Origin of the sequence: Paramagnetospirillum marisnigri (assembly GCF_001650715.1) — a bacterium.
GTDB lineage: Bacteria > Pseudomonadota > Alphaproteobacteria > Rhodospirillales > Magnetospirillaceae > Phaeospirillum > Phaeospirillum marisnigri.
Genome location: NZ_LWQT01000039.1, coordinates 44,356 through 59,456, shown reverse-complemented (window position 1 = coordinate 59,456; position 15,101 = coordinate 44,356). Strand labels below are relative to the sequence as shown.

At 64.6% G+C, this 15,101-nt stretch carries 11 protein-coding genes; 3 read left to right on the top strand and 8 right to left on the bottom strand.

The window, feature by feature from the left end; all coding sequences use genetic code 11:
* Positions 1-10 precede the first annotated feature (10 nt).
* The 7 genes from A6A04_RS03985 to A6A04_RS03955 all read right to left on the bottom strand — a co-directional run bounded on the left by A6A04_RS03985 (position 11) and on the right by A6A04_RS03955 (position 9,012).
* The gene (locus A6A04_RS03985) at positions 11-622 is read right to left on the bottom strand and encodes a chemotaxis protein CheW (protein WP_068490145.1); all 612 of its coding nucleotides are present in this window, start codon (positions 620-622) and stop codon (positions 11-13) included.
* The gene (locus A6A04_RS03980; protein WP_068490142.1) at positions 619-2,091 is read right to left on the bottom strand and encodes a CheR family methyltransferase; all 1,473 of its coding nucleotides are present in this window, start codon (positions 2,089-2,091) and stop codon (positions 619-621) included. Before A6A04_RS03980 ends, A6A04_RS03985 begins: the two co-directional genes overlap by 4 nt.
* Entirely contained in the window at positions 2,088-2,603 is a 516-nt protein-coding gene (locus tag A6A04_RS03975) for a chemotaxis protein CheW (RefSeq protein ID WP_068490141.1), read from the bottom strand. Before A6A04_RS03975 ends, A6A04_RS03980 begins: the two co-directional genes overlap by 4 nt.
* 24 nt (positions 2,604-2,627) lie before the next feature.
* Entirely contained in the window at positions 2,628-3,719 is a 1,092-nt protein-coding gene (locus A6A04_RS03970; protein WP_068490140.1) for a ParA family protein, read from the bottom strand.
* A 305-nt stretch (positions 3,720-4,024) separates the two neighbouring features.
* Positions 4,025-5,893, bottom strand: coding sequence for a glycosyltransferase family protein (locus A6A04_RS03965; protein WP_156612462.1), 1,869 nt, complete (start codon positions 5,891-5,893; stop codon positions 4,025-4,027).
* A gap of 111 nt (positions 5,894-6,004) precedes the next feature.
* A complete protein-coding gene (gene pntB / locus A6A04_RS03960) occupies positions 6,005-7,414 on the bottom strand; it encodes a Re/Si-specific NAD(P)(+) transhydrogenase subunit beta (protein WP_068490138.1) in 1,410 nt (469 codons plus the stop codon).
* Between the two features lie 11 nt (positions 7,415-7,425).
* The gene (locus A6A04_RS03955; protein WP_068490137.1) at positions 7,426-9,012 is read right to left on the bottom strand and encodes a Re/Si-specific NAD(P)(+) transhydrogenase subunit alpha; all 1,587 of its coding nucleotides are present in this window, start codon (positions 9,010-9,012) and stop codon (positions 7,426-7,428) included.
* 380 nt (positions 9,013-9,392) lie between these two features.
* On the opposite strand from A6A04_RS03955, the gene A6A04_RS03950 reads away from it, so the two are divergent.
* A complete protein-coding gene (locus A6A04_RS03950) occupies positions 9,393-10,223 on the top strand; it encodes a DUF3108 domain-containing protein (protein ID WP_068490136.1) in 831 nt (276 codons plus the stop codon).
* A gap of 3 nt (positions 10,224-10,226) precedes the next feature.
* On the opposite strand, the gene A6A04_RS03945 is transcribed toward A6A04_RS03950, so the two are convergent.
* The gene (locus A6A04_RS03945) at positions 10,227-12,011 is read right to left on the bottom strand and encodes a M3 family oligoendopeptidase (protein ID WP_068490135.1); all 1,785 of its coding nucleotides are present in this window, start codon (positions 12,009-12,011) and stop codon (positions 10,227-10,229) included.
* 67 nt (positions 12,012-12,078) lie between these two features.
* Between A6A04_RS03945 and A6A04_RS03940 the strand changes: the two genes are divergently transcribed.
* Together A6A04_RS03940 and A6A04_RS03935 are read left to right on the top strand one after the other, a co-directional pair.
* Positions 12,079-13,884, top strand: coding sequence for an AMP-dependent synthetase/ligase (locus tag A6A04_RS03940; RefSeq protein ID WP_068490134.1), 1,806 nt, complete (start codon positions 12,079-12,081; stop codon positions 13,882-13,884).
* Positions 13,885-14,093: 209 nt separating this feature from the next.
* Positions 14,094-15,002, top strand: a complete 909-nt coding sequence (locus tag A6A04_RS03935) for a response regulator transcription factor family protein (protein WP_068490132.1) — start codon at positions 14,094-14,096, stop codon at positions 15,000-15,002.
* The last annotated feature ends 99 nt before the right edge of the window (positions 15,003-15,101 follow it).

The window sequence follows — 15,101 nt, the reverse complement described above, 5'->3', positions numbered from 1 at the left end:
GGGTCTTCCTTCAGGAGGCGCGTCGGGCGTCGGCCCTGGCGTCGTTCAGGACATCCAGGGCAAGGATCTGGGAAACATCAAGCAGGATCAAAGTGTCGGCGGCAATTCCGGCGACAAAGCGCTGAGGCAGGCCGTTACCGCTATCCTGGGGGCGGGTCAGTCCCTGGGGATCAAGCGAGGCGACGCGCTCGAAGGCATCGACCCTGAGGCCGACCTCGCTGTCGCCGTGATCCACGAATACCACCCAGGCGCGGCTGTCGGCGGGGGGCGGGGTCAGTCCCAGCAGCGAATGCAGGTCGATGACCGGGCGTATCTCTCCCCGCAGATTGGTAACACCCAACAGGTATTGCGGCTGCCCCGGCACCGGCGTCCAGGCCCCCAGCGGCACCACCTCGGACAGGCGGGACAAGGGCACGGCATAGCGTTCCGAACCGATGAGGAAGCACAGGGCATCGTGGTCGGCCAAAGCCTCTTCCACAGAGCCGCGCGGCCGGGCCAGACGCCGGGCACGGAGCTTGAGCAACTCCTCGGCGAAACTGACGGCATGGTCGTTTTCGGCCCATTCGACCCGGGCATGCAGCCGTGACAGCAGGTCGTCCGCCTTTTCTCCCCCGCCGGTCATGAGCCCCCTCCGATCAGCTTCAGATGCATGTCGACGGCCTCGCGCATTTGCCCGACGGTGATCTTGTCGCCATCGGCGACGGACAATTCGTCAGACATCCCCCTCAAAAGATCCTGGACGTTGCGGAACGCCTTGGCCGCGGCCGCCATGTCGTCGCCTCGCAACAGGAACAGACCCAGATGATAGTGCGGCAGAACCAATTTGCGGTCGAGGTAAATGGCGCGACGCAGAGCCTTTTCACACTCCGCCGCCTCGCCGACCTGTTCGTGGATCATGGCACGGTAGAAGTGACTCCAGGCGTCGAGCGGCGTGCTCGCCAGCAGGGCATCGCAAGCGGCGGCGGCGGCATCCCATTGCCCCTGATCAGCCAGGCGACGGATCGTGCCAACGCTGTCAGAACCGGCCGCCGGTACGGGGTGGCTCGCCTGAGGCACGACCCTCGGCGGCGCAAGCCGCGTGGCTTGGCCACGGCGCGGCGAGGCCTGGGGCGGATCGGGGCGGCGCACATCCAGGGCGGCCAGCCGGGGCAGAACCGCCGAGGGCGACTTCGTCGCCGATGGGGGTGCGATCTCGGACGACAGGAGCACCGTCGGGGGCCGATAGCCGTCCACCCTTTGGTACAGCACCGCGCCATCGGTATTGACCGTGCGGAAGTCGCGGAACAGATGCTGGTTGGGCTCGGCATGGCCCATGACCAGCCATCCCGTGTCGTTCAGGCTGGCGTGAAAGCAAGGAATCAGCCGCTCGATGGTCTCGGGGCTGAAATAGATGATGACGTTGCGGCAGATGATGATGTCGAAACCGGCGATATTGTCGACGATGGACGGGAAGGTGCCGGTAATCAGGTTATGGTACTGGAACTTCACGAAGCGCTTGTATTCCGGATTGATCTGCCACTGATTGCCATGCCGGGTGAAGCAGGCGGCGCGAATATCGTCGGGCATGGCGCGGAAAGCCCAGGAATCATAGCGTCCGTCCCTCGCCCGAGCCAGGAACTTCTGATTGATGTCGGTGCCCAGCACGGTCACATGCCAATCGGCGATACGGGCACCGAATTCCCGCTCCAGCATGATGGCAATGGAATAGGGTTCCGGCCCGGTGGCACAGCCCGCGCTCCAGATCCTGAGGCGGCGCAGCGGCCGGTTGCGTTCGATCACCTCGGGAAGAATGATGTCGCGTAACGCGTCGAACTGTTCCTTATGACGGAAAAAGTAGGTTTCGCCGATGGTCAGTTCCGCCACCAGCGCATCCATTTCATGCTGCCCGTCCCGCAGCCGCTCCAGATAGGCGGCACAGCTGGTGCTGGCGGTTTCCATCATCCGGGCCGCCAGGATCTGGGCCAGATCCTGATTCTTGTCGCGATAGAACGCCATGCCGGTGGTGTCGATCACCAGGGTCTTCAGGGCCTGAAAGGCGGGATCGGCCAGAACCGTCTGCGCGGTCGCCCCACCGGCCGCCACCGAAGTCACGACGCAGCCTCGTCCAGCAGGGCCAAGCGGTCCTGGGCCTGGGCCTGGAACTCGGTCAGCCGACGCCGTTCCTCCTCCAGCAGCAGCCTGTCCCACGACAGCAGCCGCACCGCTTGGCCCTGCAGGTCCAGATGCTCGGAGACGCAGCCGTTGAAGCTATCCTGACCGGCGTCCCCCATGGGGGAAAACAACTCGGCGGAGCGCACGCCGTCCACATGCTCTACCAGCAGGCCGAGCCCGCGCCCGGCCCCGTCATCGCGCATGATCAGAATGGAGGCATCCAGGTCGTAACGACCGTCACCAAGGCCCAGCAGCCGGTCCAGACGCAGAACCGCGACCGCCCGCCCCCCCAGGTTGAGGACGCCATGGACCAGAGAGGGAAGCTGCGGCGGACGATCAAGCCAGGCAAGGGGCACCACTTCGCGGACACTGTGCACCGGCACCCCGAACACCTGCTCGCATAGGCGAAAGGTAATGATTCCGCTCAGGCTTGCGACATTCTGTCCGCTCACCGACGTCCCCCCAATAAGACGAGGTCAAATGATTCCGACCATTCCTGCCAGTCGGCGCATTCCTTCAAACCCCGCCCCGAGCAGGGCCACCACGCCAATCAGCATGACCAGCAGGAACGCCACCAGCGACAGGCGATTATCAATGAAGAAATGGATCAATGCCAGATGAACCCGCTCTCCCCAGGTGCGATCCCCGTAGAGCATGCGGTCCAACTGATCTTTCTTCGCCCGCAGGTGTTCATTGCTGTCAGGCTTGATCGCCTCTGCGTTTCGCGCCTGCCATTGGAACAGGCGTTCGGTCGCCTTGTCGCGGGCCAGCCGGGGCGGCACCACCTCGCCCGCCTTGGCGGCGATGGAGACGTGGCGATCGATGAATTCCTCGGTGAAATCCAGATGGGCCTGGGCCGCCGCCGACTTGGGCGCGTAGACGCAGACCGGCAGGCGGGCGGTGGCCGCCTCGATCACCATGTTGTCGCGGGGAATCTCGGTGCGGTAGACGGTGCCGCCCAGCCGCGAGCGAATCAGCTCGTTGATCTTGCGGGTGGTCTTGGTCTTGTCGTTGATGGTGAACAGCACGCCCTGCAGCAGCAGGTTCTTGTTCAACCCCTCCTGCACGTATTTGATCGAGGGCAGGGTACGGAGCAAACCGTCATTGGCATAGGGCGTGGCGGTCACCGGAATGATCACCGCATGGGCCGAAGCCAGGGCGTTGATGGGAAGGATGCCCAACGCGGGCGGGCAGTCGATCACCACATAGTCGCAGTCCAACTCGTTCTGCGCCAGGATGGTGGACAGGGTGCGCTGGGAGTTCTGCAACTCCGACAGCTTGATTTCGATTCCGGCCAGACTGTAGGTGGAGGGCAGGACGCGCACGCCCTCGAACACGGTGGGAACCATGACATCGGCCACGGCGGCGCCGCCGATGAACAGATCATAGATGCCCTGTTTTATCTTGGGATCAATTCCGAGACTCTTGGTGGAGTCACCCTGCGAGTCGAGATCGATCACCACCACCGACTTGCCAAAAGCCGCCAAGCACACAGCCAAGTTGGTGCTGGTGGTGGTCTTTGAAATACCACCCTTCTGATTGAATATGGCGACGATATACGGCTTCATATCCGAGTTTCGTCCATGCCGCCATCACGAGCGATATTCAAAATCATCCTGCCCATCTTTAAAGCACCCCCCGGAAGGGCGTAATTCCCGCGTCTTGCTCAGTCCTTCCGACACCCGTAGGGCGGAGTCTTGGTGGATCGTAGCGAACAGGTTAAGCATAGACCGACTCCCGTTGCAACAAAAGACGGGATCAAAGTCTTTCAAATCCAACTTCGGGCGGGCTCGGATTTCGGTTTCATTGACTCGGTTCCGGCGCCCTCAAAAACATGAATAACAACGGACTGTATCGCCACCGCCTCGTTTTGTCACAAACACGAACGGCTTTCCTCGGATTCGATCATGGCGATCCCGATCCAATCCTGGGCGGCAACATGGTCGCTGAGCAACTCCGCCTCGGTCCGCGGCCGGGTGACGTGCCCCAATAGCGCCGCCCAGAACTGGCGGCCACCATAATGGCGCCGCATCCAGGCATGTCCCTCGGCGGCAATCCGCGCGGCCAGGTCGGGACGGCGGTTGATGAAGTGAGCCATGTGAACCGCGTCCTCGGGATTGCTCCAGGGCAGGTAATGGCGCCAAGGCGTCAGAAAGGCGGCGGTGGCGGGATTATCCTGTTCAAGCAGCACCGCGCCGGCGGCGATGGCCTCCCACACCCGGCCGGTGACCAGATGCTCCTCGCGGGTATGGCGCGAGACATTGAGCACCGCCCGTGAACGGGTCAGCACCTCGGCATAGGCGGCGGTGTCCGGGGTTTCCAGGCGGCGGCGGTGACCGTAGAGGGCGGAGAATCCCACATCCTCGGTCATCAGCACCGCCAGCACCATATGGCGCATTTCCCAGGAGCAGCCGCCGACGAAGGTCAGCCCCAGGTCGCGTTCCCGCCGGTCCAAAAAGTGGCCGTGTAGGCTGGGAACCGGCAAGGGCAGCACCTTCTCGCATTGGCGCCCCGGCGCGGGCCGCAACAGAGGCGACAGCGGATCGAAGGTAATCATGGTATCGCAGGCGGGCAGCCAGGCATCCAGCAGCGGCAGCGTCGACAGATGGGCGTCACGGGCGACACAGGCAAGGCGAAAGCCCAGGCGCCGCTTGAGGTCGGCCAGGGTGGCGGGATTGAGCCCGCGCAGGATCAGCGGCGCGGCGCAGTCCACCACCACCACATCGGGGCGTTCCCGCTCCAGCCGGGCGATGAAGGCCTCCACTCGCCGCCGCACCTCGTCGTCACCGCCACGAAACAAGGTGGGGCGCAGCAAGGCGGTATCGAAATGGATATCCAGATGAACCCCCGCCACCGCCGCCGATCCGGCGAACTGCTCCGCCACGTCGTTGGGCAGGGAGGCATGGCCGATGGTGACCAGCAGCACCCGCAGGTCGGGCAAGACCTCGGGGCCAGGATGCGTGAGGCAGGCCAGCTCGTCCTCGTCCAGGGCGAAAGCCTGCTCGATGCGGCTGACCAGCGCGGCCTCGATGGCTGCGTCATAGGGGCGGACCGCGCCGTCGAAACGCCCCAGCACCGGGTCGTCGCCTTCCGACAGATCGTGCCACAGCGGCGCGAACCAGACGCGGGCGGCCTGGGGCCGCCCCACGGTCATGGCCATGACCCCCATCTCGAACAGCAGATCGGCGGGAACCTCGCGGCCTTCCAGCCAGCGATCGAGGAAGGCGCCCCCCCGCTCGTCGCCCCCCACCCGCACCAGATGGGAGACCAGATCGCGGTGCCTCGGCCCCCAGGCGCCGTCGGCGGCCAGCATCTCCTCCAATCCGCTCAGCAGCGCGGCTTCAACCTCGGGCGCTTCGCCCCCCAGCTCCAGGCGCAGGAACCAGGCCTCGCGCCGGATAGGGGGGGGGCCGTCCAGGGCCAGCAGAATGTCGCGGGCCTCGGGATCATGGCCGGTGAGAACCAGAACCTCGGCCAGACGCAACCGGAACGGCGCCAGCCCCGGCTCCAGCGACAGCACCAGGCGGCAAGCCTCGATCTCGGCATCGAAGCAGCCGCAATACCGCAACCGCTCGACAATGGGACGCCACAGCAGGCCCAGCGGCAGGGTGCCCCGCTCGCGCCACTGGTCGACCATGTCGAAGAGGTCGAGACAGAGCTGGGCGGGGATATTGTCCTCGATCCACCCCTGGGCGATGGCCGCCAGGGTGGCGGAATCGGGACGGGTTTGGCCGCTCGTCACCCGCTTGCTCCCTTCCTCCGCCTTGACCGGTTGCTTTGTATCGCAAGCATGCTCATGAAAAAAGGCCCGCATCCGTGGATGCGGGCCTCGCTTCGCGAAAACTCACCGAACTCAGGCCCTGAGCGCGCTCAGCACCTCGTCCAGCATCTTCTTGGCATCGCCGAACAGCATCCGGTTGTTCTCCTTGTAGAACAGCGGATTGTCGACACCGGCATAGCCCGAGGCCATGGAACGCTTCATGACGATGGAGGTCTTGGCCTTCCAGACTTCCAGCACCGGCATGCCGGCGATGGGGCTGGTGGGGTCCTCCTGGGCCGCCGGATTGACGATGTCATTGGCGCCGATGACCATGGTGACGTCGGTCTCGGGGAAATCGTCGTTGATCTCGTCCATCTCCATGACGATGTCATAGGGAACCTTGGCCTCGGCCAGCAGCACATTCATGTGGCCGGGCATGCGCCCCGCCACCGGATGGATGCCGAAGCGGACATTGACGCCCTTCTCGCGCAGATGCTTGGTGATCTCGTAGACGGTGTGCTGGGCCTGGGCCACCGCCATGCCATAGCCCGGCACGATGATGACGCATTTGGAGTCCTTCAGCAGTTCGGCGGTCTCCAGGGCGCTGATGGAGATCACCTCCCCCGCCGGTTGGCCGTCGCCCGCCGCCACCACCGTGCCGCCGCCGGTGCCGAAGCCGCCCGCGATGACGCTGATGAAGTTGCGGTTCATGGCCCGGCACATGATGTAGGACAGGATGGCGCCGCTCGATCCCACCAGCGCGCCGGTGACGATCAGCAGGTCGTTGGACAGCATGAAGCCGGTGGCCGCCGCCGCCCAGCCGGAATAGCTGTTCAGCATGGACACCACAACCGGCATGTCGGCGCCGCCGATGGCCATCACCATATGGACACCGAAGGCCAGGGCGATGGCGGTCATGACGATCAGGGCGAAGCCGCCGCCCCAGGCGCTTTCGGCGTTTAGGAAGCCGTTGCCGACCCAGATCACGATGATCAGGCCCGCCAGATTGAGCCAATGACGGCCGGGCAGCAGCAGCGGCTTGCCGCCGATCTTGCCCGACAGCTTGCCGAAGGCGATCAGCGAGCCCGAGAAAGTGACGGCGCCGATCAGGATGCCGATATAGATTTCCATCTCGTGGATGGACTTTTCCGGGCCGGTGAAGACCACGGAAGTGTCGGCATAGCTGGCGAAGCCCACCAGGCAGGCGGCAAGGCCCACCAGCGAGTGCATCAACGCCACCAGTTCCGGCATCTGGGTCATCTGCACGGTGCGGGCGGCATAGAGTCCAACACCGCCGCCGATGGTCATGGCGATGATGATCCACGGCACCCCGCCCCAGGTGACCTGGGGGCCGAACACGGTGGCGATGACGGCCAGCGCCATGCCGATCATGCCGAAATAGTTGCCGCGCCGCGAGGTCTCGGGGTTGGACAGGCCGCCGAGGCTGAGGATGAAGAGGATGGTGGCACCGATATAGGAAACGGTGGAAAGACTTGCGGACATGGTGCCTCTCCTTACTTGCGGAACATCGCCAGCATGCGGCGGGTGACGGCGAACCCGCCGAACATGTTGATGGAGGTGAGGATGATGCCGATCACCGCCAGCAGGCCGATCCAGATGTTCGGACGCGACACCCCTTCAGCCAGCGGCGGCGATATCTGCACCAGCGCACCGATGACGATGATGCTGGAGATGGCGTTGGTCACGCTCATCAGCGGCGTGTGCAGCGCCGGAGTGACGTTCCACACCACCATGTAGCCGATGAAGCAGGCCAGGACGAAAACGGTGAAATGGCCGAGGAAGGCCGCCGGGGCATGGGCGCCGACGAACCAGAAGGCCAGGGCGCCCAGGCCGAACACGATGCCCAGGGTCTTGAGCGACATGGGAGCCCCGGCGCCGTGGCCGTGGCCCGAGGACTTCTTCTCGGGCATGGCGGCAGCGGGCTTGGCGGCGGGCGGCGCGGGCAGCTTGAGCGGCGGCGGCGGCCAGGTGATCTCGCCATCCTTGACGACGGTGAGGCCACGGATGGCGTCGTCTTCCATGTTGACGTCGATGACCCCGTCCTTGGTCTTGCACAGTTCCTCGGTCAGGCGCAGCAGATTGGTGCCATAGAGCGTCGAGGACTGCCTGGCCAGACGCGACACCAGATCGGTATAGCCGACGATGGAGACGCCGTGGCGCACCACCACCTCGCCCGGCACGGTCAGCTCGCAATTGCCGCCCTGCTCGGCCGCCAGATCGACGATGACGCTGCCCGGCTTCATGCTCTGGACCATCTCGGCGGTGATCAGCTTGGGGGCGGGCTTGCCGGGAATCAGGGCGGTGGTGATGATGATGTCCACCTCGCGGGCCTGCTGGGCATACATCTCGCGCTGGGCCTGCTGGAAGCCCTCGCTCATGACCTTGGCGTAGCCGCCGCCACCCGAACCCTCTTCCTCGTACTCCACCTTGACGAAGTCGGCTCCCATGGACTTGACCTGATCGGCCACCTCGGCGCGGGTGTCGTTGGCGCGCACGATGGCGCCCAGGCTGACGGCGGTCCCCAGCGCGGCCAGACCGGCCACACCGGCACCGGCCACGAAGACCTTGGCGGGCGGAACCTTGCCGGCGGCGGTAATCTGACCGGCGAAGTAACGGCCGAACTGATGGGCCGCCTCGATCACGGCGCGATAACCGGCGATGCCCGCCATGGAGCTCAGCGCATCCATCTTCTGGGCGCGCGACAGCTGGCGCGGCAGGCAATCCATGGCCAGCGCCGTGACCTTGCGGGCTTTCAGTGCTTCCATCAGCTCGGGATTCTGGGCGGGCCAGATGAAGCTGATCAGGGTGGTGCCTTCCTTCATCAGCGCCACTTCGTCCAGGGTCGGCGCCCGGACCTTGAAGACGATGTCGGCGCCGTTCCACAGATCGGCGGCGGAAGCGGCGATGGAGGCACCCGCGGCCGTGTAGGACTCGTCGTCGAAGTTAGCCAGGGCGCCAGCGCCGCTTTCCACCACCACCGAGAAGCCGAGCTTCACCAGCTTCTCGACCACGTCGGGAACGGAGGCGACACGCTTTTCGTTAGCGAAGATTTCCTTTGGGATTCCAATGATCGACGACATGGTCTCTCCTGTGCTTCATCTCGACCCGGGCGGTTAAGCGAACGCAATTGCCTTGGCACGGCTTCAGGTCCGGGACAGACCCAACCGAGGATTCATCAATACGAATCGGGCAAGCCCCCAAGACGTTCCCTGTAAAAAGGTTTTCCCTTATTTTACTGGCAACAATGCCTTTCCGCCGCAGCTTTGCCAAGCGGGATATGGCCCATCACCGGGGCCTGGAACCGATTGAATCGTGCTGCGCCGCAACGTAAACCACGGATCGGGGCGGCCGACCAGGGGCTGTCGCCCCCTTATGCCGTCCGAGTGGGAGCGCCGGGCTGACTGCTCCCACCCCTCCGGGTGGTTGCGACAGAGCAGGCCCGGGATGCTAGTGTGATGTCATGACGATTTACCGCCTGACCGGCATCCTGGCCGCCGCCCTGCTCGCCCTCGCTGCTCCGGCAGACGCCGAGCCGGTGGGATTTCGCTACGAGATCATGTGGGGCGGCTTCCATGCCGGGGACCTGGCCATCACCCGCGACGACGGAACCGGGCTGGTGCGCACCGGCATGACCATCCGCACCGTCGGCCTGTTCGATCGCTTCCTACGCCTGCGCTTCACCGCCGAGGGCGGCAGCACGTCTGCCGCCGGGGCCTCGGCCCTGGTGTCGGAGCATTACCAGACCCGCTTCCGCAACCGTTACCGCGAGACCCTGCTGCGGGTGGCCTATGCCCCCGAGGCGCGGGTGGTCACCGACGAGGTGCTGGAGGAATTCGCGCCGCCACCCGAGGATGACAGCCCCAATCCGCCGGTGCCCGACCAATTGCGCCGGGGCGTCATGGACCCGCTGACCAACATGGCATTGGCCGGACAGCGGGCCAGGGAGGCCCTGAGCGGCGGCCCCGCCAGCTTTCGCACCACCAGCTATGACGGCCGCCGGGCCTATGACTTCGAGACCAAGGTGATCGGGCCGCGCCGCATCAATATGCATGGCCGCGACTACGACACCATCCATCTGACCATGACCCTGAAGCCGCTGGCCGGGTTCAAGCCCAAATTCGTCAAGCTGTGGGACGGAGCCGAATACGAGGTCGATATCGACCCCGCGACCCTGCTGCCGCTGCGCATCCGCACCGACAGCTTCACTGCCGCCACCGTTATCAACGCCCTGGAGCCCTGCACCGTCGCCGCCGCCCAGTGCGGGCCGGTGGCGACGGCGGCCAGTGACTGACTCCTACATCGCCTCCAACTCGTCGATGAAGCCGATCACCACGTTGAGGCCCTGGCGCCAGAAATCGGGATTGGCGGCGTCCAGGCCGAACGGGGCCAACAGTTCCTTGTGCCGCAAGGTGCCGCCCGCCTTCAGCATCTCCATGTACTTGGCCGGGAAGTCGGGCACCGTCCCCTTGGCGTAGACGGAATAGAGCGAGTTCACCAGGCAGTCGCCGAAGGCATAGGCGTAGACGTAGAACGGCGAATGGACGAAATGGGGGATATAGGTCCAGTAGTGCCGGTATTCGTCGGAAAAGCGCAAGGCAGGCCCGAGGCTTTCCGACTGCACCCGCATCCACAGCTCGCCGATATGCTCGGGGCTCAGTTCGCCCCGGCGGCGTTCGTCGTGCAGCCGGGATTCGAACTCGAAGAACGCCACCTGGCGCACCACGGTGTTCAGCATGTCCTCGACCTTGGAGGCCAGCATAATGCGGCGGTTGGCGGCCGAAGTCTCGCCCGCCAGCATGGCGCGGAAGGTCAGCATCTCGCCGAATACCGAGGCGGTCTCGGCCAGGGTCAGCGGCGTGTCGGCCATCAGCGGGCCCTGCACCCCGGCCAGCACCTGATGCACGCCATGGCCCAGTTCATGGGCGAGCGTCATGACGTCGCGGGTGCGGCCCTGGTAATTGACCAGCAGATAGGGATGGACCGAGGGCACGGTGGGATGGGCGAAGGCGCCGGGCGACTTGCCCGGGCGTACCGGCGCGTCGATCCAGTTGTTGTCGAAGAAGCGCTTGCCGATGGCCGCCAGATCGGGCGAGAAGGCACCATAGGCCCCCAGCACGGTGTCGCGGGCCTGGTCCCAGGTGAAGCGGCGATCCACATCGCCGGGCAGCGGCGCGTTGCGGTCCCAGTAGTCCAGTTGCTCAACCCCGAACCATTTGGCCTTCAGGGCGTAGTAGCGGTGCGACAGCGGCTCGAAGGCGCCTTTCACCGCCGCCACCAGGGCGTCGACCACATGGTCCTCCACCTGATTGGACAGGTTGCGGTAGGACTGCGGCCGCGGATATTTGCGCCACTTGTCGTCAATCTCCTTTTCCTTGGCCAGGGTATTGGTGATCAGGGCGAACAGGGGCGCGTTGTCGCCCAACACCTTGCCCAGCGACTTGGCCGCCGCCTGGCGCTTGGCCGGGTCGATGTCCGACAGCAGATTCAGCGCCTGGGCCGAGGTCAACTCCTCGCCGTCCAGCGGAAAGCGCAGCCGGGCCATGGTCTCGTCGAACAGGCGGTTCCACGCCGCCGTGCCGACCACATGCAGCTCGTGCAGCATCTTTTCCAGTTCGTCGGACAGCTGGTGCGGCCGGAAGACCCGCAGATCGCGCAGCCACGAGGCATAGCGCCCGGCCTCGGGCGTGGCCAGCAGCTCGGCCAGCCTTGCGTCGTCCAGGCGGTTGATCTCCAGGGTGAAGAACAGGGTATGGGTGGAAATCTCGGTCACCCGCTCCTGCATGCCCTGATAGAAGCGGCCGTGGTCGGGATTGGAGACATCGGCGGAATAGAGCAGTTGCGCGAAGGACATGGCGCGGTAGATCACCTCGCTGATCCGCTCGTATTCGGCGATGGCACCACCGAATTCCGCGCCCGACAGCCCCGCGAGCCTGCCCGCGAAGGCGCTCTCGAAGGCCTTGGCGGAATCGGCGACGGCGGCCAGATCAGCCTCCAGTTTCGGGCAATCGGGCGAGGCATAGAGATCGGACAGGTCCCATTCGGGCACGGCGCCGAGATCGGGGGCGACTACATGGTTCATTCGCTCTCTCCTTGTGCGATGAGCGAATATAGGTATGACTGGGCATGACGAACAGGGAGTTTCACGCATGCTCGATATTCGTGCCTGCGCCAGCCTGCCGGGCCTGTTCCTGGCCCAGGCGGCGCGCTTGGGCCCCAAGCCCGTCCTGTGGGCCAAGCGCGGCGGGGAATGGCACGCCCGGTCCTGGGCCGAGACCGAGGAACAGGTCTTGAGCCTGGCCGCCGGTCTGGCCGCCCTGGGGCTTGAACCGGGCGACCGGGTGGCGCTGATCTCCGAGAACCGGCCGGAATGGGCCATGGCCGACCTTGCCATCATGGCGGCGGGCGGCATCACCGTTCCCGCCTATACCACCAATACCGTGGCCGACCACCTGCACATCCTGGACAATTCCCAGGCGCGCTTCGTGATCGTCTCCACCCCCCAGCTGGCCGAACGCGCCCTGGCCGCCGCCGCCCGCGCCGATCGTCAGCCCGGCGTCATCGCCATGGAGCCGCCGCCCTTGGCCCAGTCCTCCGGCATCGACCTGCATTCCTGGGGCTCGATCCAGACCATGGGGCGGGAGTCCGGCCAGGTCGCGGCGATGCGCGCCACCGTGGCCGAATTGCGCCGCGACGCCACCGCCTGCCTGATCTATACCTCGGGCACCGGCGGCGTGCCCAAGGGGGTGATGCTGTCCCACGGCGCCATCTTGCACAACTGCCAGGGCGCCACCCGCGTATTGGAGGATCTGGGACTGGAGGAGAACGAGGTCTTCCTGTCCTTCCTGCCGCTGTCCCATGCCTATGAGCACACCGCCGGGCTGCATTTCCCCATCGCCATCGGCGCCGAGATCTACTACGCCGAGGGGCTGGAACATCTGGCCGCCAACATGGCCGAGGTCCACCCCACCATCATGACCGCGGTGCCCCGCCTCTACGAGAGCATGCGAACCCGCATCCTGAAGGGTCTGGCCAAGGCCCCCGCCCTGCGCCGCCGCCTGTTCGAGGCGACCCTGGCGCTGGGGGAACGCCGGATCGAGCGTGGGAGACTGGGACCGCTGGACACCCTGGCCGATGCGGTACTGGACCGGCTGGTCCGCGCCAAGATCCGCCAGCGCTTCGGCGGACGGCTCAAGGCCTTCGTCTCGGGCGGCGCGCCTCTACCCTACGAGGTGGGATTGTTCTTCACCGCCTTGGGCGTCCGCATCCTTCAGGGCTACGGCCAGACCGAGGCCGCCCCGGTGATCAGTTGCAACCATGCGTCCCGCATGCGGCTGGAAACCGTCGGCCACGCCCTGGAGGGCGTCGAGCTCCGTATCGCCGACGATGGCGAAATCCTGGTGCGCGGCGAATTGGTGATGCAAGGCTACTGGCGCGACCCCACCACCACCGCCCAGGTCATCGATGCCCAAGGTTGGCTGCATACCGGCGATATCGGCGAGATCGACCCCGATGGCGCCATCCGCATCACCGACCGGAAGAAGGATATCATCGTCAATTCCGGCGGTGACAATGTGGCGCCCCAGCGCATCGAGGGCTTCCTGACCCTGCAGCCGGAAATCGCCCAGGCCATGGTTCATGGCGACCGGCGCCCCCATCTGGTGGCGCTGATCGTCCCGGACCGTGATTGGATGGAAAGCTGGGCCCGCGAAAACAAGCGCGATGACCCCATCGCCCTGATGAACGACCCCGACTTCCGCCACGCAGTCTCCATGGCGGTGGACCGGGTCAACACCCAAGTATCTGCCATAGAAAAAATCAGGCGATTTATCCTGGTCGCCGACCCATTCAGCGTTGAAAATGAGATGCTGACACCAACAATGAAGATTCGCCGCCACCGCATCAAGGAAAAATTCGGATCTACACTTGAAAGTCTATATGACGAAAGGAAGTAGGCACATCTCTCTGATACACGACATTATGTAAATGCCTTATAAATGAACCTTCCGTCACCAGGATGTCATATTTTTCATAGGGGCATGTTCGTCATCGCATTGCAATTTGGCAGCGGAATGCTCTAAATTCCCCCGGCATATACGTACGGGCCTTTGCCGCCCGGCATCGGTACGCGTCGTTTTGGTCCTGTAGGGTGTTGCGGACGGTCATGGCTGAACTTGCCCCCAGATTTCCCACTACTCCTGCCCAGGCCATCGATCTGTCACGCGTCAAGGCGCTGGTATGCGAGCCCAGCGGGTTGCTGCGACAGGGCATCCGCCTGGCGCTCAACAATATCGGCATCCGCACCATCTCCGAGGCCAACACCTTCCTGGCCGCGCACAAGGCCTGCGAGGAAGGCGACCACGACTTCCTGATCGTCAACCAGGAGATCGAGGCCAACGACGCCAGCTATCTCCTGCGCCAAATGCGGGCGGGCAATCTGGGCCGCGACCCCTTCATCGTCACGGTGATGCTGCTGGCATCGCGCGATGAACCGAAAGTGCGGGCGGCCATGGACAGTGGTCCCGACGACCTGCTGCTGATTCCCTTCGCCCCCGACCAGCTGATGAACCGCCTGAAAGTGCTGGTGGAGCGCCGCAAGCCCTTCGTGGTTACCCATGATTATATCGGGCCCGACCGCCGCGCCGCGCCGCGCCCCGGCGCCACCTCGGCCACCCAGTTCCACGTCCCCAATCCCATGCGGGCCAGGGGCCAGGGCGTGACGCCGGAACGCTACCTCAAGGCCAAGCAGGATTCCCTTGCCGCCATTGCCGTGGAGCGGATCAAACGGCTGGCGGCGACCATCGAGTGGGAATGCAACGCCCTGACCATCTGCCATCGGGAAAGCCGGGCCACGCCTGAAACCAATTTTCGCAGCCTGGTCAAACTTGACTCCGTCGCCGACGAAATGTCGACGCGGGTCCAGAAGACCCTTGGACATACCACCGACACCATCGACGGTTTCCTTCTCGATGTCCGCAAGCTGAAGAACAACCCGAGTATTATGACTTATTCAGACGTGGAATCCCTTTCGATGATCGGCCGAAAAATAGCGAGCACATATACTTCGCGATAGCCATGTATAGCATCAGTATTGGGTATTTTTTTATGGGCGTTGTGGTTCCCCGGAACCACTTCTGATAGAATGCCTCCAAAGTACATGACGGATGGGGGC

Excerpts from the sequence above, each read along its gene's own strand:
- A6A04_RS03945 (WP_068490135.1), bottom strand. The coding sequence starts at position 12,011 with ATGAACCATGTAGTCGCCCCCGATCTCGGCGCCGTGCCCGAATGGGAC.
- A6A04_RS03970 (WP_068490140.1), bottom strand. The coding sequence starts at position 3,719 with ATGAAGCCGTATATCGTCGCCATATTCAATCAGAAGGGTGGTATTTCA.
- A6A04_RS03985 (WP_068490145.1), bottom strand. The coding sequence starts at position 622 with ATGACCGGCGGGGGAGAAAAGGCGGACGACCTGCTGTCACGGCTGCAT.
- pntB (WP_068490138.1), bottom strand. The coding sequence starts at position 7,414 with ATGTCCGCAAGTCTTTCCACCGTTTCCTATATCGGTGCCACCATCCTC.
- A6A04_RS03950 (WP_068490136.1), top strand. The coding sequence starts at position 9,393 with ATGACGATTTACCGCCTGACCGGCATCCTGGCCGCCGCCCTGCTCGCC.
- A6A04_RS03940 (WP_068490134.1), top strand. The coding sequence starts at position 12,079 with ATGCTCGATATTCGTGCCTGCGCCAGCCTGCCGGGCCTGTTCCTGGCC.
- A6A04_RS03955 (WP_068490137.1), bottom strand. The coding sequence starts at position 9,012 with ATGTCGTCGATCATTGGAATCCCAAAGGAAATCTTCGCTAACGAAAAG.
- A6A04_RS03935 (WP_068490132.1), top strand. The coding sequence starts at position 14,094 with ATGGCTGAACTTGCCCCCAGATTTCCCACTACTCCTGCCCAGGCCATC.